Raw genomic sequence first — 19,538 nt, 5'->3', positions numbered from 1 at the left:
TTACCCATGAAGCGCCTTTGCATCGCCCTTACCTGTCTCGCCACACCCGCCGCCGCCGAAATTCCTCCATGGGCCGGCTATTGGGCTGCTGAGCCGGAGTGGTGCGCAAACACGAACGGCGAGGTGCCTCAGGCACCGATCTACTTGGCCGACACCGAGTTTCTCGGCTACGAGAATGGCTGCGATATCATCTCAGCCTCCCCCCTCGCAGCCGGAGATGCATGGGATGTGCACATGTCCTGTATGGGCGAAGGCGAGGAGTATGAGAACGATATGATCCTGATGGTCGAGGGGGGCACAACCCTGTTCTGGTGGGATGAAGGGTTCATGACCCATTTTACCAAGTGCCAGTGAAGGCGGCGATTGTCGGTGCCGGCGTCATCGGTGCCGGATGGGCCGCACGCTTCCTGCTGGCGGGATGGGACGTGGCTGTGCACGACCCAGCACCCGACGCCAAAGAACAGGTGATCACCACCCTTCAGGCCGCCCGTCACAGCTTGCCAATGCTCTCCGAAGTCGCCCTGCCGCCCGAGGGCGCGCTGAGCTACGGCACGCTGGAGGAGGCAGTATCAGGTGCCGCATGGGTACAGGAGAGCGCCCCGGAACGCATCGAACTGAAACATGAAATCTGGGGCAAAGTGCTGGAGCACGCCGCGCCTGGAGCGGTGCTCACCTCCTCCACCTCCGGCTTCACCCCCACCGCCCTGAATGGCGGGAAGGGGCGCATTATCGTGGCTCATCCCTTCAACCCGGTCTACCTGCTTCCACTGGTCGAACTCGTCGGCCAAAACACCGCCAAAGCCGCCGGAATACTCCGCAGCATTGGCATGTACCCACTTGAGATTACATCAGAAATTGACGGCCACATCGCTGATCGACTGCTGGAATCCGTCTGGCGCGAGGCGCTTTGGCTGGTCAAAGACGGCGTGGCCACCACCGAGCAGATCGACGAAGCCATCCGCATGGGCTTCGGTCTGCGTTGGGCACAGATGGGCCTGTTTGAGACCTACCGCCTCGCTGGCGGTGACGGCGGCTTTGCCCAATTCCTCGCCCAATTCGGCCCGGCGCTGAAATGGCCGTGGAGCCATCTGACCGACGTGCCAGACCTAGATAACGCGCTGGTGCAAAAGATCGCCACGCAATCCGATGCGCAATCAGGCCATCTCACCATCTCAGAGCTCACCACCCAGCGTGACAACAACCTCGTCGCCCTTCTCCGCGCCCTCAAGCAACAGGGCAGCGCGGCAGGCAAGGTGCTGAACACCCATGATAAATCCCTGACGCCCCCGCCCCCGCCTCCCGGCCCCGAGCCTCTGGTAACACTCCGCCGGACGATCCCTGTGGACTGGACGGATTACAACGGCCACATGAACGAAAGCCGCTATGGCCAGCTCTGGTCAGACGCGGGCGATACGATCCTCGTAGCCATCGGCATGGGCCCCGACAGCCCCGGGTCGCAGGGGGCAAGCTGGTTTACCGTCGACAATCACATCAAATATCTGGCCGAGGTGCATGCTTGCGCGGCCTGCGAGGTGCGCACGACGATCCTCATGGCGGAGGGCAAGAAGCTGCGCATGCATCACGAGATGTATGTAGGCGAAACGCTCTCTGCCTCCTGTACCCAGCTTCTGCTGCACATCGACATGGCTACCCGCCGCTCCGCCCCGCCCGCGCCGGAAGTGGCTGAAAAGATTGCCGAATACGCCCAGGCTCACAGCCGCCAACAGTAGAGCGAACCAGTTCCTGCCCTACAGCCCGGCAACCTGCCGCAGCACCCGCCGCACCACCGCCGCATCCTCCGCCGAGACCCCCTCCAACAGCGCCGCATCATGCGCCTCCGCCAAGCTGGTCAACTCAGTAAACGCCTCGCGCCCCTGAGCCGTCAACGAAAGCACCTCCCGCCGCCGATCTTCTTCCACCTCACGCCGGGTCAAAAACCGCCGCTCCTCCAGCGCCGCCACGGCGCGACTCACCTTCGTTTTGTGGATCATCGCCCGCTCCACGATGTCGCGCGCGCTCATGTCGCCATAGCGCCCCAGGTGAAAGAGCACCCGCCATTCGGTGCGCAACATCCCGTAGCGGGCCTTGTATTCCCGTTGAAAATCAAGGCTCGCGGCCTCGGCGGCCTGGTTCAGCAAGTAGGGGAGAAAGTCTGTCAGATCAAAGCTCATTCTCCTGTGATGCCCCTTGTTAGTTACATTTTCAACTATTATCACACCCCCACAGGAGGACGCGCCATGAATGACCAATCGAAGCCCGCAGGCCTCACCCAGGCCCCGAGCCACATCGGCACCACCCCCGGCTACATGCCCGGTTTCGCCAATGACTTCGAAACCGAGGCCCTCCCCGGCGCGCTCCCCCAAGGCATGAACAGCCCGCAAAAGTGTAACTACGGCCTCTACGGCGAGCAGCTTTCCGGCACCGCCTTCACCGCAGATCCGCCTGAACGCACATGGACTTACCGGATCAGGCCCTCGGTGAAGCACTCCCACCGCTACGAGCGGATCGACCTGCCCTATTGGGTCTCCGCCCCCAACGTGGTGGATAACGTCACCTCGCTGGGACAGTATCGCTGGGATCCGGTGCCGCTCCCGTCCTCAAGTAGCGAAGCGGTAGGACATGAAGCGTCAGAGCCACTCACATGGCTCACCGGAATGCGCACCATGACCACGGCGGGCGATGTGAACACGCAGGTCGGCATGGCGAGCCACATCTACTTGGTGACGGCCTCCATGGAGGACGCCTATTTCTATAGCGCTGACAGTGAGTTGCTGGTCGTGCCGCAAGAGGGAAAGCTGCGTTTCGCCACCGAGCTCGGCATCATCGACCTTGCACCGCAAGAGATCGCCATCATCCCGCGCGGCCTCGTCTACCGTGTCGAAGTGCTCGAAGGCCCCGCGCGCGGCTTCGTTTGCGAAAACTACGGGCAAAAGTTCGAGCTGCCCGGTCGCGGCCCCATCGGTGCCAACTGCCTCGCCAACCCCCGCGACTTCAAGGCCCCCGTCGCGGCCTTCGAAGACCGCGAGGTGCCCTCGACCCTCACCATCAAATGGTGCGGCCAGTTTCATGAAACGAAGATCGGTCAAAGCCCGCTCGACGTGGTCGCATGGCACGGCAACTACGCGCCCTACAAATACGACCTCAGCACCTACTGCCCCGTTGGCGCGATCCTCTTCGATCACCCCGACCCGTCAATCTTCACCGTCCTCACAGCCCCCTCGGGCGTGCCCGGCACCGCGAATATCGACTTCGTCCTTTTCCGCGAGCGCTGGATGGTGGCCGAAAATACCTTCCGCCCGCCGTGGTATCACAAGAACATCATGTCCGAGCTGATGGGCAACATCTACGGCCAGTATGATGCCAAACCGCAGGGCTTCGTCCCCGGCGGGATGAGCCTGCACAACATGATGCTTCCCCACGGGCCGGACCGCGACGCCTTTGAGGGGGCCTCCAACGCAGATCTGAAGCCCCACAAGCTCGACAACACCATGAGCTTCATGTTCGAAACCCGATTCCCCCAGCACCTCACAAGCTTCGCTGCCAATGAGGCACCGCTTCAAGACAACTACATCGACTGTTGGGAAACGCTGGAAAAGAAGTTCGACGGAACCCCCGGAAAGAAATGACGTAGGGTGGGTGCCAACTCACCGTGCAGCAAGGAAACGCAATGCCCCTGATCAAATCCTGGGTCGCTTCGGCCAACGCCGAAGGCCACCCCTTCCCCCTCAACAACCTGCCCTACGGAGTTTTCTCCACTGGTGAGGAAGACCCGCGCTGCGGCGTAGCCATAGGCGACATGATCCTCGATATGGCCGCTGCCGAGGAGGCTGGTTTGGTTACGCTGGCCGATGTGCCCGTGTTCGACGTGCCCTTCTGGAACGAGGTGATGGAACTTGGCCCGCAGGCCTGGGGCGAGCTGCGCAGCACCCTCACCGAGCTGCTGGCAGATGGCTCCCCCAAGGCCAGCGTGGTGCAGCCCCTGCTCGTGCCGATGGAGGAGGCCGAGTTGCACATGCCTTTCCTCGTTTCGGAATACACCGATTTCTACGCCGGCAAGCAGCACGCCACCAACGTGGGCACCATGTTCCGCGGGGCCGAAAATGCATTGCCGCCCAATTGGTTGCACATCCCCATCGGCTACAACGGCCGTGCCTCCACCGTGGTCGTCTCCGGCACGCCGATCCACCGGCCCAACGGCCAGACCAAGGCGCCGGACGCCGAGATGCCAAGCTTCGGCCCCTGCAAGCGGCTCGACATCGAGCTGGAAATGGGCGCCATCGTGGGCACCTCCTCCGAGATGGGCCAGCCTGTGAGCGTGGCGGAGGCGGAGCAGATGATCTTCGGCTACGTGTTGCTCAACGACTGGTCCGCCCGCGATGTGCAGGCGTGGGAATATCAACCCCTCGGCCCGTTTCAGGCCAAGGCCTTCGCCACCTCGATCAGCCCCTGGATCGTGACAACCGCCGCGCTGGAGCCTTTCCGCTGTTCCACCCCGGAGCGCGAAAAGCCCCTGCTGCCTTACCTCGATGAGCCGCGCCCCGGCCTCTTCGACATCAAGCTCTCGGCGGCGATCCAGCCCGAGGGTGCGGCCAAGGCCACCACCTTTTCCAACACCAACTACAACGAGATGTACTACTCCGCCGCCCAGCAACTGGCGCATCACAGTACTTCTGGCTGCGCCATGACAGCAGGTGACCTGCTCGGTTCCGGCACCATCTCCGGGGCTGACAAATCCAGCTACGGCTCGCTTTTGGAGGTCACGTGGGGCGGCAAGGAGCCTTTGACGCTGGACACGGGCGAAACCCGCACCTTCATCGAAGACGGCGACACGCTCACACTGGAAGGCCACGCCGAGGGCGACGGCTACCGCATCGGGTTTGGCACCTGCACCGGCAAGATCCTCGGGGCCGTCAAGTGGCCCTAACCCGCCCCCTGCCAGGCCTTCACCGCTTCGAGCGGGTAGAGCAGCATGAGCACGTTCAGCGCCAGCCCGTCGCGGATCATCCATGTGGTGAAGGCCTCAAATGCCAGCGCCAGCAGCACGCTGCCCCAGACCGGCAGTTTGCGGGCCAGCAGAAAGCCAAGCCACATGGCTGCAATGTCGCTGACCGAGTTCAGCACCGAGTCGCCGTAGTAATCGAGCGAGATCGTCACGCTGCGGTAATGCTCGATCACCTTGTCGGTGTTCTCCAGCAGCTCCCAGCCCGCTTCGATCGCCGTGGCAATCGCAAAGCGCCAGCCGAGCGGCAGCTTCCAGGCCACCAGCCAGAGCAAACCATAAAACAGCAGCCCGTGAATGATATGGCTCGGCGTGTACCAGTCGGTGATGTGCTGCGAATTCTCGCTCGACACTACGGCGCCATGCCAAAACTTCACGTAGCCGCATTTGCAAATCGGCTCGCGCCCCCACCACAGCAGCACTGCCGCCATGGCCACCGTGACGGCCAGCGCCACCCAATACCCGTAATGCACTCGTTTCATGACCCGAGCAAAGCACATCTCGCCGCGACGGTCCATCGCCCAACCACCTCATTTTCTTGCTGAAAATATCCCCGCCGGAGGCACGAAATCTCCGGCAAGACGACAAAGGAAACGCACCATGGCCAAAGCCTTCGCCTCTGCCGGAGACATGACCGAAAAGAAGATCAGCTTCACCGAAGTCGGCGAGGGCCTCTATGCCTTCACCGCCGAGGGCGACCCGAACTCGGGCGTCATCATCGGCGACGAGAGCGTGATGATCGTCGAGGCGCAGGCCACACCTCGGCTGGCGAACAAGGTGATCGACTGCGTCCGAAGCGTCACCGACAAGCCGATCAGCCACGTGGTGCTCACCCATTACCACGCCGTTCGCGTTCTGGGCGCATCTGCCTTCGGGGCCGAGCAAATCATCATGTCCGATACAGCCCGCGCCATGGTGGCAGAACGCGGGCAGGAGGATTGGGATAGCGAGTTTGACCGCTTCCCCCGCCTGTTTGAAGGCCACGAGAGCATTCCCGGCCTGACATGGCCCACCAGCACCTTCACCGGCAAGATGAGCGTTTTCCTCGGCAACCGCCGCGTCGACCTCATGCAGCTTGGGCGCGCCCACACGGCGGGAGATATCGTCATCCACGTGCCCGACCAGAACGTCATGTTCACCGGCGACATCGTTGAATATCACTCCGCCTGCTACTGCGGCGACGGCCACTTTGCTGACTGGGGCAAGACGCTGGACGCCATCAAGGCCTTCGACCTTGACGCCATCGCACCGGGCCGGGGCGACGCGCTCATCGGCTCCGAAATGGTCAACGCCGCCATCGAGAACACCCGCGATTTCGTCGCCTCCACCTATGCTCCGGCGGCCAAGGTCGCCGCGCGAGGCGGCACGTTGAAGGAGGCGTGGGACGCCATCCGCGCGGCTTGTGACCCAAAGTTTGCGGATTACGCGATCTACGAGCACTGCCTGCCCTTCAACGTCGCCCGCGCCTTTGATGAGGCCCGAGGCATCGACACGCCGCGCATTTGGACCGCCGAGCGCGACAAGGAAATGTGGGCCGCGCTGCAAGGATGACATCCCGAGGGGAGGAAACCCGATGATCCAAGATCGCTACCAGCTTGCCTTCAAGCTTTACCCCTACGCGCGCTCCACCGATCAGGATGCCCCCGCGCCGGTGCGTCATCCGGTGGTCGTCATTGGCGGCGGACCGATTGGCGTGGCAACGGCGCTGGATCTCGGGCTTCAAGGCTTGCCGGTGGTGCTGCTTGATGACCATGAGGGCGTTGGCCAAGGCTCCCGCGCCATTTGCTTTTCCAAGCGGTCGCTTGAAATCGCAGATCGTTACGGGCTGGGGGAGAAGGCGCTGGAAAAGGGCGTGGTCTGGAATCTCGGCAAGGTGTTCCACGAAGACAGAAAGGTGTTTGAATTCAACCTTCTGCCCGAGGAAGGCCACAAGTTTCCGGCCTTCATCAACCTTCAGCAGCCCTACTTCGAGCGCTTCCTCGTGGAGCGGGTGCGTGAGGCCAACGCTGAAGGTGCGCAGATCGACCTGCGGGGCCGCAACCGGCTGGAGGGGATCACCCCTCATGCCAGCCACGTCACGCTGGATATCGCCACCCCCGAAGGCCTCTATCAGATCGAGGCAGACTATGTGGTCGCCTGCGACGGAGCGAGCTCACCAACCCGCAAGATGATGGGGCTCGACTTTGAGGGCCGGGTGTTTCAGGACAGTTTCCTCATTGCCGACATCACCATGCAGGCCCCCTTGCCCACCGAGCGCTGGTTTTCCTTCGAGCCTTCGCATGGGGCGGGTGCTTCCACCCTGCTGCACAAACAGCCCGATGGCGAATGGCGCGTGGACTTCCAGATCGGCTGGGATGTGGACCGCAAGGAAGAGTTGAAAGAAGAGAACGTGCGCCGCCGCCTCGACGCCATGCTCGGCCCGGATGTGGCCTATGACATTGTCTGGACGTCGATCTACACCTTCCAGTGCCGCCGGATGCAGAAGTTTCGCCACGGTCGCGTGCTCTTTGCCGGGGACTCCGCTCACCAAGTCAGCCCCTTCGGGGCGCGTGGCGCCAATTCCGGCATGCAAGACGTTGATAACCTCGGCTGGAAGCTGGGCATGGTGCTGCGCGGTGAAGCACACGAAGCCCTGCTCGACAGCTACTGCGCCGAACGCCGGTATGGCGCGGATGAAAACATCCTCAACTCCACCCGCTCCACCGATTTCATCACGCCGAAATCACCGGTTAGCCACATGTTCCGCAACGCCGTGCTGGACCTTGCCGAGCACCACGCTTTTGCCCGCCCGCTGGTTAACTCGGGCCGCCTTTCGCTGCCCTGCACCTATGACGATGGCCCGCTCAACAGTGCAGATGCCCTGCCGGGCGGTCCCGAGCGCACACGCCCCGGCGCGCCCTGCCCCGATGCGCCCCTCCGCGACGGGTTTCTACTGCCTCAACTGGGCGGCGACTTCTCACTGCTCGCGATCAACGGCACCGGCCCGGACTTACCGGGCGACCTGCCCGCGCAGGTGGCGCGCCTTTCCATCCGTCCGGAAGATGACCCGACGGGGTGCTTGGCAGAGCGGTACCTTGGAGGGGCCAAAGAGGCCGTGTACCTGATCCGGCCAGACCAACACGTCGCCGCCCGTTGGGCCTCGCCCGACCCTGCGGCGGTGTCGCTTGCCCTTCACCGCGCCTTGGCCATGGAGTGACCCGATGCTGAACACAGAGCCCAACATCCCCGATCCAGACGGCTTTTACGCCGAGTTGCTGCAAGCTCATGAAGGGCTGTCGGAAGACGCAAGCGCGGCGCTTAACGCCCGGCTGATCTTGGTTCTGTCCAATCACATCGGCGAGCGCGCTGTACTGAGCGAAGCGATTTCGGCAGCGCTCGCCGCCGGGCGCTAACACCGCCTACATCAGCGGGCGAACGCGCGTTTCTTCTTTTTCCATCCCCGCCATCTCGCGGAGCTTGTCCAGATCGTGCAGGGCAAGCCGGCCATTGCGCCATGTGGCAAGCTGCCTGTCTCTCAACTTGGCAAGGCTCTTGTTGGTGTGCACGAGCGACAGGCCAAGCGCATCCGCCAGATCCTGCTGGCGATAGGGCAGCGCCATCTCTCCATTGCGGGTGATGCCAAGGGCCTCGCCGCGCTGGTGCAGCTTCACCAAGGCCCAAGCAATCGCTTCTACGGCATTGCGCTGGCCCACACTGAGCAGGGCCTCGCCCAAAAAGTGCTCTTCTTCTGCGGCGATCCAGGTGACATCAAAGGCGCGCTCGGGATGCGAGCGGAAAAAGTCCCACAGCGCATTGCGGTCAAACACGCAAAGCGTCATCGCCGTGGTAGCCTCAACCGAATGGCCCATTTCCCCCATGATCGCGGCTTGCAGCCCAAGGAAGTCACCGGGGAAGACAAAGTTCACCACCTGCCGATCACCGTTCTCCAACAGCTTGTAGCGCAGGCCCTTGCCGCGCAGGGCGGTATAGAGCTGGGGGCTGTTGGAGCCTTCCATGAGGATCGGTGTGCCCGGCTCAACCGTGAGCTCGCCCGACTTGAAATCGGACATGAACCTAAGCTCGCGCGCTGACAGCTGTTTGAAGATAGGCTTCTTTCGCAGCGGGCAATGTTCGCAGTCCGTCGCCATGGCTTACCCGCCCTTCGAGGTGCCCCGCCCGGCCTGCAAGCCAAACAGGAAGGCCTCGGCCAACCCGAGCGGACCCGGAGCAGCGGCGGCAGATGGGGGGGCCACGGCATGCACAGGCTTGACGCGGGACAAGCCAAGCAAAATGAAACCAACCGCGAACCAAACCGCACCTACGATAAGGGCGGCGGTCTGCGTCGAAGTCGTTTCGGCCAGATAAATCCAGCCTGCAACGGTCAGGAAGGCAGCGCCAACCAGAAAGCAAAGGCTCGCGCCCGCCGAGAAAGCCAGCCGGCGCACAGCATGCGCCAAGCTCATTTGAATACGCGCCAGCATGTTATTTACGGGCCGAGATGTGACCCACCAGGAAACCGACGGCAGCCGCGATGCCGATCGCCGTGGCGGGGCGCTCCACCACGAAATCATTGGCCTTACCGTAAGCGAATTCGGCGTTGTGCTTCATGTAATCCGCACCCTCCTGCGCCTTCGCCCGTGCGTCATTTGCTTTGCCCTTGGCGTAGGCCTGAAACTCCGAACCCTTGGCGCGACCGAGGTCAGCCACCGCGCTGGTGAGGCTTGCGATGTCGGATTTCAGGGCCGCGATCTGTGCCGACACTTCGTCTTCGGCTTTGGTTGCGCTGCTGTTTTCAGTCGTCTTGGCCTGTGCCATGTGACGTCTCCTTCGTATTTCCGATGTGTCATTCGACAATTCAACCGACCGAAGGGCGAATGGTTCCGAGAAAGGTGTGAAAACAATTTCCGGAACCAGACACTCGCTACCGCTGTTGTCGATGCAAGAGCCGGAAATGATCTTTCGGCAATGTTGATCAAATGAAAGGAAAGAAAAATGCTTGGTTGGGCTCTTACCTTCCTCGTTATCGCACTCGTCGCAGCACTGTTTGGCTTTGGCGGTATCGCCAGCGCCAGCGCTGGTATCGCGCAGGTGCTGTTCTTCGTGTTCCTGATCCTCTTCGTGGTGGCCATGGTCGCCCGGGCGATGCGCGGACGCACACCGTAACCGCACAGTACACGACAACAAAGAAGGGGCGCCCGATTGGCGCCCCTTTTTATTTCAGCTCCTATATTCTCTCTCAGCGAATAACCGCCGAATAATTCAATTCCAAACGGGCGCCCCTAACGCGCCACGTGCAATTTAGTTCCTTCACCGCAGAACATATATCTCAGGAACAAACATCACATTCCCCGGTTCTCTCTCCACAAGCGGCGCAATGCCGCAATTTCTGAAACCAGAAATCCGGAGAGACTAAAATGAAACGCATTCTTGCAACAACCGCGCTGACTGCGTCGCTGTGCATGCCTGCCTTCGCGCAGGACGCCACGACGACGGAAGACACAACCGCGCCCGAAGCTGGCGCCGAAGTGATGGCCGACGGTGGCTTCATCCAGTCCGCAGACCAGCAGGACGTGATGGCCAGCGACTTCATCGGCAAGCGCGTCTACGCAATGTCCGATGAGATGGAATACGGCGAAGAAGGTGTTGCTGAAGCTGAGGCCGAGTGGGAAGACATCGGCGAAGTCAGCGACGTGATCCTCGCCCGCAGCGGCGAAGTCGAAGGCGTTATCGTTGACGTGGGCGGCTTCCTCGGCATCGGCGAAAAGCCTGTGGCTCTGACAATGGACTCGCTCGACCTTGTGGCCGACAGCGACTCTCCGGGCGACTACTTCGTCACCGTGTCGTCCAGCCGTGAAGCGCTTGATCAAGCACCTGCCTTCGAGTTCAGCGAACCCGCCGAGACGGACCAGGCTGCCGCTGAAGACGGCACCGTGGCTGAACCGCTCGAAGAGACCCCCGGTGACGAGGTCGAAATGACCGATGCCGGCGACAACGCCGCCGACACTGGCATGACCGAAGAGCTGGCCGAAGCCGAAACTGCCATGGAGCAAACCGGTGAGGAAGCTGAAGCCGAGATGGCTGAGGCAGGCGAAACCATGGAAGCCGCTGGCGAAGAAGCCGAAGCCGAGATGGCTGAAGCAGGCGAAACCATGGAAGCCGCTGGCGAAGAAGCCGAAGCCGAGATGGCTGAAGCAGGCGAAACCATGGAAGCCGCTGGTGAAGAGGCCGAAGCCGAGATGGCTGAAGCGGGCGACACCATGGAAGCCGCTGGCGAAGAAGCCGAGATGGCTGAGGCAGGCGACACCATGGAAGCAGCTGGTGAAGAAGCCGAAGCCAATTTGGCTGATTCTTCCGAGAGCGGCGACATGACCGGCTTCACCCGCGACGGTTACGCTGAAGTGATGGTCACTGAAATGTCTTCCGATGAGTTGACCGGTCTGGCTGTTTACGACCCGAACGACAACCGCGTTGGCGAGATCTCCGAGATCCTGATTTCGTCCGATGGTGTCGTCACCGATGCGGTGATCGACGTGGGCGGTTTCCTCGGCATTGGCGAGAAGCCCGTTGCGATCAGCTTCAAAGGCATTTCGCTGCAGAAGCAATCGGATGGCGATGATCTGCGCGCCTACGTCAACACCTCCGAGGAACAGCTGAAAAGCTTCCCCGAGTACGAAGACGGTTGACCTGAACACAATGGAAGCGCCTTCTGCCAGGGGGCGCTTCTGCTGAATGACGAGTGCCCCCCGGGGCCGGATCGACCGGTCTCGGGGGAATTTTGTTTCCACGCCAACACCGCCCCACGCCTCCTGCCCTTGCCCCCGAGGAGATGCCCCAAGTGCTCGCCAGCCGCTCGATATCCGTCCCCCTGTTCATCATCGCCGCGATCCTTACGACCGCCTCGCTGAAGGCCGGTGCCTATTTTCTGGCCCCTACGGTGCTGGCACTTATCACCGGGGTCATCCTTTCTCCGGCGATTGGCGTGTTCTTGAGTTTGGGCCTTCCACGCGCCGCTGCTGCCGGCACCGTGCTGGCCTTCGCCCTTGTCTCCCTCTCCACGCTGGCGCTGTTGCTCGAACCCGTCCTCTGGCGGGCCCTCGACAAGCTGCCAATGGTCTGGAGCGAGTTGCAGGAAACCCTGCGCCAGTTTCAGGATGCTTTGCGCGGCCTCAACGAGATGACGGAGGACGTGAAGGACGCGATCAACCCTGAGGGCGAGAATGGGGAGAACGGAGAAGGCGAAGGCTCGGTCGCCCTTCCCTCGGCCATGGACGCAATTGCCCTTGCGCCCACCATCGCCGCCCAGGTGATGATCTTCACCGGCGTTCTGTTCTTCTTCCTGTTCACGCGAGACAGCATCTACGCTTGGGCCGCGAAGGCACTTGGCGGTCGCAACCGTGAAGCGCGCGAGCGCTATAAAGCATCGCTGGTTGCGGCAGAGCACATGGTATCGCGGTATTTCATCACGATTACGCTGATCAACGCCTGCCTTGGCCTTGCCGTGACCGCGGCCATGGTGATGCTGGGCATGGCCTCGCCTATCCTCTGGGGGCTGGCGGCCTTTGCAGTAAACTTTGTGCCCTACCTCGGCCCAGCGATCTTTGCGACGGTTCTTCTGCTTGGTGGCATCGTCGCCTTTGACGGGATCATGTCGGTCGTGCCGATGGGGGTTTACCTCTGCATGAACGTCACCGAAGGGCAGTTTGTCACCCCGTCTCTGGTGGGGCGGACGCTAAAAATGAACCCTCTGCTCATCTTCCTGTCGCTCGTCTTCTTCCTGTGGATCTGGGGGCCACTGGGTGGGTTTGTGGCAATCCCGGTTCTGCTCTGGCTCCTGCTGGTCGCCGACCTGATGAAACCCGATGACGAAATGCGGGAGGCCGCAGAGCGGCGACAGGCGCTCGATGAAGAGGCGGCGCAGAAGGTAGCGGCGAACGAGTAAGCCGCCCGCCCTTACACCATTTCCTCGGGAACGCCGGGCACCGCGCGCCCAAAGCGCAGGGCCGGGCGGAGATCATGCGGCAGAAGGTAGCCTTCCCGGTCTTCTGGCTGCCGCGCCGCATCGCGCTTTGCCGCGCTGACCCAGGCCTCAAAGGCGCGCGCCGGATCGAGCATCTCTGCCCTGTGCGCGCCATCGGCCTCTGGAAACCAATGAGCCAAGACACGCTCGCGGATCATGCTGACCTCATCCCTGCCGGAAAACTCCAGCCCCGCTTCCGTATCCCAGCGCAGGCTACGGCCATTGAGGTTGGCGGAAGAAACGATGCTGGCCGTATCGTCGAACACCGACAGTTTCGCATGCACATAGATCATCGGCGCACCGCGCAGGGCGACCCGCCCCAAACCGCCGTTCTCCCGCCCCGCTCCATCGGCTGTGCCAACAGCCTCTTCACCTGCTTCTTCCGCCTCGGAGCCCGGTTTGCGGCGTTGCGCCGGGGAAAGAGCGAAAAACCGTTTGCCGAAGCCCTTGCGTAGGATTCGCAGACAACGGGATTGCAGAAACTCGCCATAGCGGGCGTCGGTGCCGCCGCTTGTGAAGGCTACCTCTTCCGGTGCTGCGGGCAGGACGAGCAATAGCTTCAGATCCGGGTTCTCCCGCGCGCGGTGCGCAAGGTGGCGTGCCAGCTTCCGGTCGCGAAAGAACTGGGTTTCGAGATAGATTAGATTGGTGGCCTCATCAGCGTGGGCGACATGCGCATCGTAGAGGCCAGAGGAGAGCTTTTTGGGAGAAAACCGGAAGGGCGCGAGCCGGGAGGGCGTCGACATGGTTGTCAGAAAACGCAGGTTGCCGGGTGTAGCTTGCCCGCCGGTATATTGCCCTTCGGGATCAGGCCCCTCGCCTGCTGTTTGAGAGATGAAGTTGTCAAGATGACGCTCAGCGACACCGGCGATCTGCGCATCGTGGAGCAGCATCTGGATATCATGCCAGGTCTTTCGCGCAGGGCGGTCATGCTTGGGCGTATCCCAGCGCCGCTCATCCAGATCGAGCCCGCCGATGTAGAGAACTTCGCCATCAATAACCGCGAGCTTCTGGTGATGGGTTGCGGGCGTCATGCGAAAGCCGTGCCACCAGTTTGCCCGGATGACATCGCCCGTATCACTCTCTTCCTTCAGATGGGGGCGCAGCCGTGGCGCCTCGGTGATAAACCGTCGACGCTCACCGCCAGGCAAGCCGTTGAGCATTTGAACCGCCTGCCGCAACTTCCATGCCGCAATCGGCCAGAGAGCGGCACCCGGCACCTTGCCGATCCGCGCCGGATGACGGGCGGCGATTGCCTCCAGCGTGCCGGTGCCCTCTTCGCCCGCAATCTCACGCAGACCGGCGCATTGCCGCATGGTCCGCCATGAGCCCCGGTGAAGGTCAGGCGCGCCAACCGGGTCAAAGTCGGTCACCACGAGGCGAATGTTCACCCCGCGCCGCAGCACATGGGCCAAAAGGTCGGTCCAGCTGGAGCCAACAGCGCGTCCCTCTTCGCTATGAAGCGGCATGCGCAGATCGAAAATACGGAAGCTGAGATTGATCCGCTCTCTCGCCGCCAGTACGGCCCGCTCGAAGGCAGGATAGGCCTCGCGCGCGGTGATGAGCATCTGCGTGCGGCGCTCCTCCTGCCGTGCGGGCGTGTGATCGCCCGCCAGCGTCATATCGTGCCGCCTTTAGGGCCTTCAGCCAGCCCGGATCTGGGTGGCACGGTGCGCTCGCCCGGCGCGACGGGGGCAACCGGAGTGCCCTCGGGCTGATCGTCTATCGGGAAGGTCACCGACAGCTCAAAGGTCTCTTCGCCCGGGTCAATCGACAGCTTGCCGCCAAGTTGCGCCGCGAAGGCGCGGATCAGCTGGTTTCCGAGCCCGTTGCTGGAGGGCGGTGTGTAGTCCCTGCTGAGCGGCTCGCCGACAGAATTGACGACAGTGAGCCGTGCACGAGCAGATGGCTCTTCGTCTTCATCGCCGGTGGCGGGCGTGTCCTCGGGCTCCAGCTCCTCAAGCGTGATTTTCAGCCATGCTGTGCCGGGCCCGCCGGGATGGCCCATGTGCTTGGTGGCATTGGTCACTGCTTCCGTGGTCAGAAGTGCCACCGGCACGGCCTGATCGGGGGCCAGCGTCAAACCTTCGATATCCATCTTCGGGCTTACCCCGGCCTCCTTTGGAAGCGCGGTAGACAGGGTTTGGCGCAGGATCGCGTTGAGGAGCAGATCAGCATGCACGATGGAGAGCCGGGAGGTTTGGTAGAGGCTGGAATGCACGGTTGCGAGGCCAAGAACCCGGTCGAGGATACGCCGCAGCGTGGTGCGCGCCTCATCGCCCTCAGCCTTGCGGATTTCCATGTTCATCACAGAGGCGATGAGCTGGAGATTGTTTTTGACCCTGTGATGCACCTCGCGCAGCAACAGGTTTTTCTCGTGTAGCCCGTCCTCCAACTCGGCTTCATCGCGCAAGATGGTCTCGGCCATGCTGGAAAATGTTTCGTTCATCTCCCGCAGTTCGGTTGGTGCTCGATCAGAAAGCCCGGTTTGCCCGCCAAGGCTCCGATGGCCGGCCGCGAAGCGGATCATCCGTGCCCGCAGGCGGCGGATATGGACCAGAACCAGCCGGTGAACGGCAATGTAGGCAACCCCGAGCGAGATGATCCACATCAGCATCGGAAACACTGCGGCGCTATACCAGTTAAGCCCGCTCGGCGTGGCATCTTCCCAGATCGCCATGGCGTGGACGAGGCCCGGAATAATCGTGACCAGCGTGTAAATCCGCGTCTCCCCATTCGCGTTCTCGGCCGAGAAAGCCGTAACACCGCCGCCAGCGAGGGCTTGGAGAGAGACATCGGTGGGCAGTTCGCGGCTAAGCGTGTCCGCGTCGCTGCGCGCCAGCAGAACCTGCCCGTCATCCGTGAAGGTTAGGAGATCTATTGGCTCTTCTACCATCTCTTCCGTAGCTGGCAGCGTGTCGGCACCGGTATGCTGGGTCAGATCACCTTCCATGATCGAAATAGAGACGAAACCGAGGAAGACACCATCCTGATAGACCGGATAGCCCAGCACCATCACCTCTTTTCCGGTCACTCTGCCCCGCTGTAACAGATCCGCCATTGGCACCCGGTCACGGACCATACGCTCGGAAAAGGTTGAACCGGTGAGGTCGAAGGTTTCACCTCTGGAGTTGCAATTGCTCTGGTAATCGGCGTCCACGAACATGGCCAGAGAATAGACAACGCTGCGATCAACTAGCTGGCGCATAAGGTCCGAGCACGCCGCCGGATCATCGCGTAGGCCGACAACTGAAGTGGCCATCACCCGGGCCGACGCAAAGCCCCCGTGCAACAGATCGCGCATGTCTTCGACATCCGCCACCGTGCGCCCGTACAGGGCCGAGCGGTTCAACTCGCTGGCCTGCCGCGACACGTTGGCCGTCTGCATCAAAGCGATGATGCCCACCGGCAAGAGTGCAACGGTGAGCATCACGACGACGCGAAAAACCAGTGATTGTGTGATGCTTTTCACACCCTGCTCCCCAGGCTCACCCGAGCGGGGTGTTGCTGGCCGCGACAACGGCCATTGTGCTCTGATCTGTCAGTTCCAGTTCGTCTTCATCGCTGAGGTGCAAAATCTCGGCAAGTCGGGCGCGGGCACGGTTGGCGCGGCTCTTGACGGTGCCCACAGCGCAGCCGCAGGTGACGGCGGCCTCATCGTAGGACATACCAAGTGCGCCGACGAGCCACAGGGTTTCGCGCTGTTCATCGGGCAGGGTCGCAAAGGCTGTTTGAAAATCGGCGAGGGCAAGGCGGCCATCGTGATCGGGTTTAGAGGCAAGGTTACCCGCCATCACCCCGTCCACGTCAGCCACTTCCCGGCCAGACTTGCGGCGTGCCGAATAAAAGGTGTTGCGCAGGATCGTGAAGAGCCAGGCCCGAAGATTGGTGCCCGGTCTGAACTTGTCAAAGTTGCTCCATGCCTTGACCACGGAGTCTTGCACCAAGTCATCAGCCTGAGCAGAATTTCTGGCAAGGCTCATGGCAAAGGCGCGCATTGCAGGAAGATGCTCAACGATCTCGTCGCGCGGATCGCTCGGTGGAACTTCGGCTGCGGCTGTTGTCATTTGCTGGAACCGCCTTCTCCATCCTGCTGACGCAGGCGGTTGATAAGATCCGTGAACCTGTCTGGCACATCTTCCTCGACCTGCGCCTGAAACACCCGGCGCAAGTTTTCGTCGATCTGCCGACGCAATCCTTCTCCAGCCTCTTTTTGCTGCTCTTTCATCGCTACCTTCTTGCCTTTCTGCGTCACCTGACCCACCCGAATTTATCGGCCATCCCGGTCAAAACCCTTAGGCACGCCAAATGGTTCCAAAGTTTTTTCCCTGCAGCGCACATTATTTTGGAACCAAACGCCGCTCCCCTACGTTTGGTTCCGTAACGCCAATAAAAAAACGGGTAAGGCAACATGAATAGTGCACCTTCCGAAAGCTTTGCCGATGGCATCGCGCGGGAACTTCCATACCTGCGCCGCTACTCCAGAGCGCTGACCGGGAGCCAGAAATCGGGGGACGCCTATGCAGCGGCCACCCTTGAGGCCATGCTGGACGACCCCGAGCTGGGTGACCGCTCGCGCAGCCCCAGAGTGGCGCTCTTTGCCGCCTTCCACGCGATTTGGACAAGCTCCGGCGCGCCGGTGGAAGCCACTGAGGGCGACAGCTTTTTGGCCGCACAGGCCAACCGCCACATGTCTCCTCTGACGCCCGGCACACGAGAAGCGCTGCTGCTTTATACGATCGAGCAGTTTTCTTATGCGCAGATCGGTGAGATCACCAATTGCACCGAGGAAGAAGCCGAAGAGATGGTGGCGACGGCGCAGGAAGAGATGGCCAAGTCGATTAGCGGCAAGGTGATGGTGATCGAGGACGAGGCGATCATCGCCATGGATCTCGAAACCGTTGTTGGCCAGATGGGCCACCGGGTGACAGGGGTCGCCCGCACCCACAAGGGCGCTGTGCAGCTTGCACAGCAAGAGCGCCCCGACATGATCCTTGCCGACATTCAGCTGGCCGATAACAGCTCTGGCATTGATGCGGTCAACGACATTCTGGGCGAGTTTGGCGAGATGCCGGTGATTTTTATCACCGCCTTCCCAGAACGGCTGCTGACGGGCGAAAAGCCCGAGCCGGTGTTCCTGATCACCAAGCCCTACACTGAGGAGCAGGTGCGCCTTGCGGTGAGCCAGGCCATGTTCTTTGCCTCCACGGTGACGCTCGTCGCCTGAGGCCAATCTAGTTCCCTCGAAGAAGGCGGGTCCGGCGTTCAGTCGGTCCCGCCTTTTTGTTGGAACAGACGGTAGATCGCCTTGCAGCGCGCCACCGGCACCTCGCCATCGGTGATGAGGGCTTGGGTAAACAACATCTTACCGGTGCGTTTCACCACCTCTGGTGTGGCCTCGATCCAAGCGCCGGGCTGGCCGGGGCCGAGATAGTCGATATCCAGCGTGATCGTAGCCATCTTGCCAACCAGCGGGGCGGCGCCGGGCCTGCCGCTGTAGGTTTCGTTAAAGACCCGCGCGAGGATATCGGCAAAGGTCGCTGTTACGCCGCCATGGCAGACGCCGTTGACGTTGAGGTGCTTCGGCTCAACCCGAAAGCCCACGGTGCGCGAGCCATCACTGTTTTCGCGCAGGAACCACGGGCCCATCGCCTCGTCCACCGCACAGAGCGTGGTGAGCGGGGCGTATCCATCGGGCGGCGGCGGGCTTTGGGATTGGTCTGACATGCCCGACACGCTGCCCCGCGCCGCAACCGGCGTCAATGCGGATACCTTTACATACAAATGCAAAGGTCTGGTTAACGCCCTGTCGGCCCTGCCGCGCGGGACCAGCATCGGCCGAGAAAGCAAGGCCCCGACATACCAAGCCACGCCGTAGCGCCTGTAAAACTTGGTCGGCGCCCCGGCCATTTCTGTGCATTGCGCCTTGTTTTCCTAAGGCTTGTCGAGCGACCGCCTTAACTTAGGCCATTGCAATCACCCTGCTCCTGACGCATTTCGGGGAACGATTGACAGGCTTTCTGGTTGATATCAACATAAGGACACCATGGACCCGAACCTCCCCCTAGACGTGACCCATGAGGTTGGATCTGCTTGCCTTTGCCTGCGTGCGCAGCGGGCGGCGCGGCAGTTGGCGCGGGTATTTGATGAGGTTTTTCGGCCACTTAACCTGACCAATGGGCAGTTCAGCCTGTTGATGAGCCTCAACCGCCCTGCCCCGCCTCGGCTGACGGATCTGACCGGGCAACTCGGCATGGATCGCACAACGCTGACGGCCTCGGTGAAGGTGCTGGAGCGGCGCGGGTTGATGCGGCAGGCGCAGGACGAAAAAGACAAGCGCGCCAAAAGGTTACTGCTTACGGACGACGGCCGCGCGCTGCTTAAACAGGCGGTGCCGATCTGGCGGAAAACCCATGCCCGGATCGAGGCGGATCTGGAGCGGATCACGGCCCATGAGATGCGGGACGGGCTGGACCAGCTGGCGGGGCGTTAACCCCAAAAAGCAAAGGGCAACATCCTGTGCACAAGTGATGCACAACCCAT

At 61.8% G+C, this 19,538-nt stretch carries 22 protein-coding genes; 12 read left to right on the top strand and 10 right to left on the bottom strand.

Annotated elements, in window-relative coordinates; all coding sequences use genetic code 11:
• The first annotated feature begins 6 nt into the window (after positions 1-6).
• Together ACXAG6_RS11980 and ACXAG6_RS11975 are read left to right on the top strand one after the other, a co-directional pair.
• Complete coding sequence (locus ACXAG6_RS11980; RefSeq protein ID WP_475337787.1) at positions 7-354, top strand: hypothetical protein; 348 nt, start codon at positions 7-9, stop codon at positions 352-354.
• Positions 345-1,730, top strand: coding sequence for a 3-hydroxyacyl-CoA dehydrogenase NAD-binding domain-containing protein (locus ACXAG6_RS11975; RefSeq protein ID WP_475337786.1), 1,386 nt, complete (start codon positions 345-347; stop codon positions 1,728-1,730). The genes ACXAG6_RS11980 and ACXAG6_RS11975 overlap by 10 nt, the downstream gene beginning before the upstream one ends.
• An 18-nt stretch (positions 1,731-1,748) precedes the next feature.
• On the opposite strand, the gene ACXAG6_RS11970 is transcribed toward ACXAG6_RS11975, so the two are convergent.
• On the bottom strand, positions 1,749-2,171 hold the full coding sequence (locus ACXAG6_RS11970) for a MarR family winged helix-turn-helix transcriptional regulator (RefSeq protein ID WP_140014470.1): 423 nt from the start codon (positions 2,169-2,171) through the stop codon (positions 1,749-1,751).
• A gap of 66 nt (positions 2,172-2,237) precedes the next feature.
• On the opposite strand from ACXAG6_RS11970, the gene hmgA reads away from it, so the two are divergent.
• Together hmgA and fahA are read left to right on the top strand one after the other, a co-directional pair.
• Positions 2,238-3,626: a homogentisate 1,2-dioxygenase gene (gene hmgA / locus ACXAG6_RS11965; RefSeq protein ID WP_475337785.1), complete on the top strand. Its 1,389-nt coding sequence runs from the start codon at positions 2,238-2,240 to the stop codon at positions 3,624-3,626.
• A gap of 41 nt (positions 3,627-3,667) precedes the next feature.
• A complete protein-coding gene (fahA, locus tag ACXAG6_RS11960; RefSeq protein WP_475337784.1) occupies positions 3,668-4,924 on the top strand; it encodes a fumarylacetoacetase in 1,257 nt (418 codons plus the stop codon).
• On the opposite strand, the gene ACXAG6_RS11955 is transcribed toward fahA, so the two are convergent.
• Entirely contained in the window at positions 4,921-5,481 is a 561-nt protein-coding gene (locus ACXAG6_RS11955) for a DUF2585 domain-containing protein (protein ID WP_475337783.1), read from the bottom strand. The two genes, fahA and ACXAG6_RS11955, sit on opposite strands and share 4 nt — an antisense overlap.
• 118 nt (positions 5,482-5,599) lie before the next feature.
• Between ACXAG6_RS11955 and ACXAG6_RS11950 the strand changes: the two genes are divergently transcribed.
• From ACXAG6_RS11950 to ACXAG6_RS11940, 3 genes are read left to right on the top strand one after another with little or no spacing between them, the layout of a single operon-like run.
• Positions 5,600-6,550 carry an MBL fold metallo-hydrolase gene (locus ACXAG6_RS11950; RefSeq protein WP_475337782.1) on the top strand — a complete coding sequence of 317 codons (951 nt, stop codon included), beginning with the start codon at positions 5,600-5,602 and terminating at the stop codon, positions 6,548-6,550.
• 22 nt (positions 6,551-6,572) lie between these two features.
• The gene (locus ACXAG6_RS11945) at positions 6,573-8,195 is read left to right on the top strand and encodes an FAD-dependent oxidoreductase (protein WP_475337780.1); all 1,623 of its coding nucleotides are present in this window, start codon (positions 6,573-6,575) and stop codon (positions 8,193-8,195) included.
• Positions 8,196-8,199: 4 nt separating this feature from the next.
• Positions 8,200-8,391 carry a DUF2783 domain-containing protein gene (locus tag ACXAG6_RS11940; RefSeq protein ID WP_140014476.1) on the top strand — a complete coding sequence of 64 codons (192 nt, stop codon included), beginning with the start codon at positions 8,200-8,202 and terminating at the stop codon, positions 8,389-8,391.
• Positions 8,392-8,397: 6 nt separating this feature from the next.
• On the opposite strand, the gene ACXAG6_RS11935 is transcribed toward ACXAG6_RS11940, so the two are convergent.
• The 3 genes from ACXAG6_RS11935 to ACXAG6_RS11925 are packed head-to-tail and all read right to left on the bottom strand — an operon-like array spanning position 8,398 to position 9,793.
• Entirely contained in the window at positions 8,398-9,126 is a 729-nt protein-coding gene (locus ACXAG6_RS11935) for a Crp/Fnr family transcriptional regulator (protein WP_475337778.1), read from the bottom strand.
• Between the two features lie 3 nt (positions 9,127-9,129).
• A complete protein-coding gene (locus ACXAG6_RS11930) occupies positions 9,130-9,459 on the bottom strand; it encodes a hypothetical protein (RefSeq protein WP_475337777.1) in 330 nt (109 codons plus the stop codon).
• Between the two features lies 1 nt (position 9,460).
• On the bottom strand, positions 9,461-9,793 hold the full coding sequence (locus tag ACXAG6_RS11925) for an ElaB/YgaM/YqjD family protein (RefSeq protein WP_140014479.1): 333 nt from the start codon (positions 9,791-9,793) through the stop codon (positions 9,461-9,463).
• A gap of 177 nt (positions 9,794-9,970) precedes the next feature.
• On the opposite strand from ACXAG6_RS11925, the gene ACXAG6_RS11920 reads away from it, so the two are divergent.
• From ACXAG6_RS11920 to ACXAG6_RS11910, 3 genes are all read left to right on the top strand, one after another.
• Entirely contained in the window at positions 9,971-10,141 is a 171-nt protein-coding gene (locus tag ACXAG6_RS11920; RefSeq protein ID WP_140014480.1) for a DUF1328 domain-containing protein, read from the top strand.
• A 251-nt stretch (positions 10,142-10,392) separates the two neighbouring features.
• A complete protein-coding gene (locus ACXAG6_RS11915; protein WP_475337775.1) occupies positions 10,393-11,661 on the top strand; it encodes a PRC-barrel domain-containing protein in 1,269 nt (422 codons plus the stop codon).
• 143 nt (positions 11,662-11,804) lie between these two features.
• Positions 11,805-12,917 (top strand): AI-2E family transporter, encoded by a 1,113-nt coding sequence (locus ACXAG6_RS11910; protein WP_475337774.1) that lies wholly within the window; start codon positions 11,805-11,807, stop codon positions 12,915-12,917.
• 11 nt (positions 12,918-12,928) lie between these two features.
• On the opposite strand, the gene ACXAG6_RS11905 is transcribed toward ACXAG6_RS11910, so the two are convergent.
• Genes ACXAG6_RS11905 through ACXAG6_RS11890 form a run of 4 tightly spaced genes read right to left on the bottom strand, consistent with a single transcriptional unit; the run spans position 12,929 to position 17,250 of the window.
• Positions 12,929-14,617 (bottom strand): hypothetical protein, encoded by a 1,689-nt coding sequence (locus ACXAG6_RS11905; RefSeq protein ID WP_475337772.1) that lies wholly within the window; start codon positions 14,615-14,617, stop codon positions 12,929-12,931.
• A complete protein-coding gene (locus ACXAG6_RS11900) occupies positions 14,614-16,467 on the bottom strand; it encodes a sensor histidine kinase (protein ID WP_475337771.1) in 1,854 nt (617 codons plus the stop codon). Before ACXAG6_RS11900 ends, ACXAG6_RS11905 begins: the two co-directional genes overlap by 4 nt.
• A 16-nt stretch (positions 16,468-16,483) precedes the next feature.
• Entirely contained in the window at positions 16,484-17,062 is a 579-nt protein-coding gene (locus ACXAG6_RS11895; RefSeq protein ID WP_475337770.1) for an RNA polymerase sigma factor, read from the bottom strand.
• On the bottom strand, positions 17,059-17,250 hold the full coding sequence (locus ACXAG6_RS11890; RefSeq protein WP_475337768.1) for a NepR family anti-sigma factor: 192 nt from the start codon (positions 17,248-17,250) through the stop codon (positions 17,059-17,061). The genes ACXAG6_RS11895 and ACXAG6_RS11890 overlap by 4 nt, the downstream gene beginning before the upstream one ends.
• Positions 17,251-17,406: 156 nt before the next feature.
• On the opposite strand from ACXAG6_RS11890, the gene ACXAG6_RS11885 reads away from it, so the two are divergent.
• Positions 17,407-18,222 (top strand): response regulator, encoded by an 816-nt coding sequence (locus ACXAG6_RS11885; protein WP_140014487.1) that lies wholly within the window; start codon positions 17,407-17,409, stop codon positions 18,220-18,222.
• A gap of 38 nt (positions 18,223-18,260) precedes the next feature.
• On the opposite strand, the gene ACXAG6_RS11880 is transcribed toward ACXAG6_RS11885, so the two are convergent.
• Positions 18,261-18,722, bottom strand: coding sequence for a PaaI family thioesterase (locus ACXAG6_RS11880; RefSeq protein WP_475337767.1), 462 nt, complete (start codon positions 18,720-18,722; stop codon positions 18,261-18,263).
• Between the two features lie 319 nt (positions 18,723-19,041).
• On the opposite strand from ACXAG6_RS11880, the gene ACXAG6_RS11875 reads away from it, so the two are divergent.
• Entirely contained in the window at positions 19,042-19,488 is a 447-nt protein-coding gene (locus ACXAG6_RS11875; RefSeq protein WP_475337765.1) for a MarR family winged helix-turn-helix transcriptional regulator, read from the top strand.
• The last annotated feature ends 50 nt before the right edge of the window (positions 19,489-19,538 follow it).

Source organism: Vannielia sp. ABF1_015, from assembly GCF_056160745.1.
The sequence above is the reverse complement of the archived record's forward strand: the minus strand, read 5'-3'. Positions and strand labels throughout refer to the sequence as shown.

What these genes read in the sequence shown, in the direction of transcription:
- ACXAG6_RS11980 (WP_475337787.1), top strand. Translation starts at nt 7, where the DNA reads ATGAAGCGCCTTTGCATCGCCCTTACCTGTCTCGCCACACCCGCCGCC.
- ACXAG6_RS11970 (WP_140014470.1), bottom strand. Translation starts at nt 2,171, where the DNA reads ATGAGCTTTGATCTGACAGACTTTCTCCCCTACTTGCTGAACCAGGCC.
- hmgA (WP_475337785.1), top strand. Translation starts at nt 2,238, where the DNA reads ATGAATGACCAATCGAAGCCCGCAGGCCTCACCCAGGCCCCGAGCCAC.
- fahA (WP_475337784.1), top strand. Translation starts at nt 3,668, where the DNA reads ATGCCCCTGATCAAATCCTGGGTCGCTTCGGCCAACGCCGAAGGCCAC.
- ACXAG6_RS11955 (WP_475337783.1), bottom strand. Translation starts at nt 5,481, where the DNA reads ATGAAACGAGTGCATTACGGGTATTGGGTGGCGCTGGCCGTCACGGTG.
- ACXAG6_RS11950 (WP_475337782.1), top strand. Translation starts at nt 5,600, where the DNA reads ATGGCCAAAGCCTTCGCCTCTGCCGGAGACATGACCGAAAAGAAGATC.
- ACXAG6_RS11945 (WP_475337780.1), top strand. Translation starts at nt 6,573, where the DNA reads ATGATCCAAGATCGCTACCAGCTTGCCTTCAAGCTTTACCCCTACGCG.
- ACXAG6_RS11940 (WP_140014476.1), top strand. Translation starts at nt 8,200, where the DNA reads ATGCTGAACACAGAGCCCAACATCCCCGATCCAGACGGCTTTTACGCC.
- ACXAG6_RS11935 (WP_475337778.1), bottom strand. Translation starts at nt 9,126, where the DNA reads ATGGCGACGGACTGCGAACATTGCCCGCTGCGAAAGAAGCCTATCTTC.
- ACXAG6_RS11930 (WP_475337777.1), bottom strand. Translation starts at nt 9,459, where the DNA reads ATGCTGGCGCGTATTCAAATGAGCTTGGCGCATGCTGTGCGCCGGCTG.
- ACXAG6_RS11925 (WP_140014479.1), bottom strand. Translation starts at nt 9,793, where the DNA reads ATGGCACAGGCCAAGACGACTGAAAACAGCAGCGCAACCAAAGCCGAA.
- ACXAG6_RS11920 (WP_140014480.1), top strand. Translation starts at nt 9,971, where the DNA reads ATGCTTGGTTGGGCTCTTACCTTCCTCGTTATCGCACTCGTCGCAGCA.
- ACXAG6_RS11915 (WP_475337775.1), top strand. Translation starts at nt 10,393, where the DNA reads ATGAAACGCATTCTTGCAACAACCGCGCTGACTGCGTCGCTGTGCATG.
- ACXAG6_RS11910 (WP_475337774.1), top strand. Translation starts at nt 11,805, where the DNA reads ATGCCCCAAGTGCTCGCCAGCCGCTCGATATCCGTCCCCCTGTTCATC.
- ACXAG6_RS11905 (WP_475337772.1), bottom strand. Translation starts at nt 14,617, where the DNA reads ATGACGCTGGCGGGCGATCACACGCCCGCACGGCAGGAGGAGCGCCGC.
- ACXAG6_RS11895 (WP_475337770.1), bottom strand. Translation starts at nt 17,062, where the DNA reads ATGACAACAGCCGCAGCCGAAGTTCCACCGAGCGATCCGCGCGACGAG.
- ACXAG6_RS11885 (WP_140014487.1), top strand. Translation starts at nt 17,407, where the DNA reads ATGAATAGTGCACCTTCCGAAAGCTTTGCCGATGGCATCGCGCGGGAA.
- ACXAG6_RS11880 (WP_475337767.1), bottom strand. Translation starts at nt 18,722, where the DNA reads ATGTCAGACCAATCCCAAAGCCCGCCGCCGCCCGATGGATACGCCCCG.
- ACXAG6_RS11875 (WP_475337765.1), top strand. Translation starts at nt 19,042, where the DNA reads ATGGACCCGAACCTCCCCCTAGACGTGACCCATGAGGTTGGATCTGCT.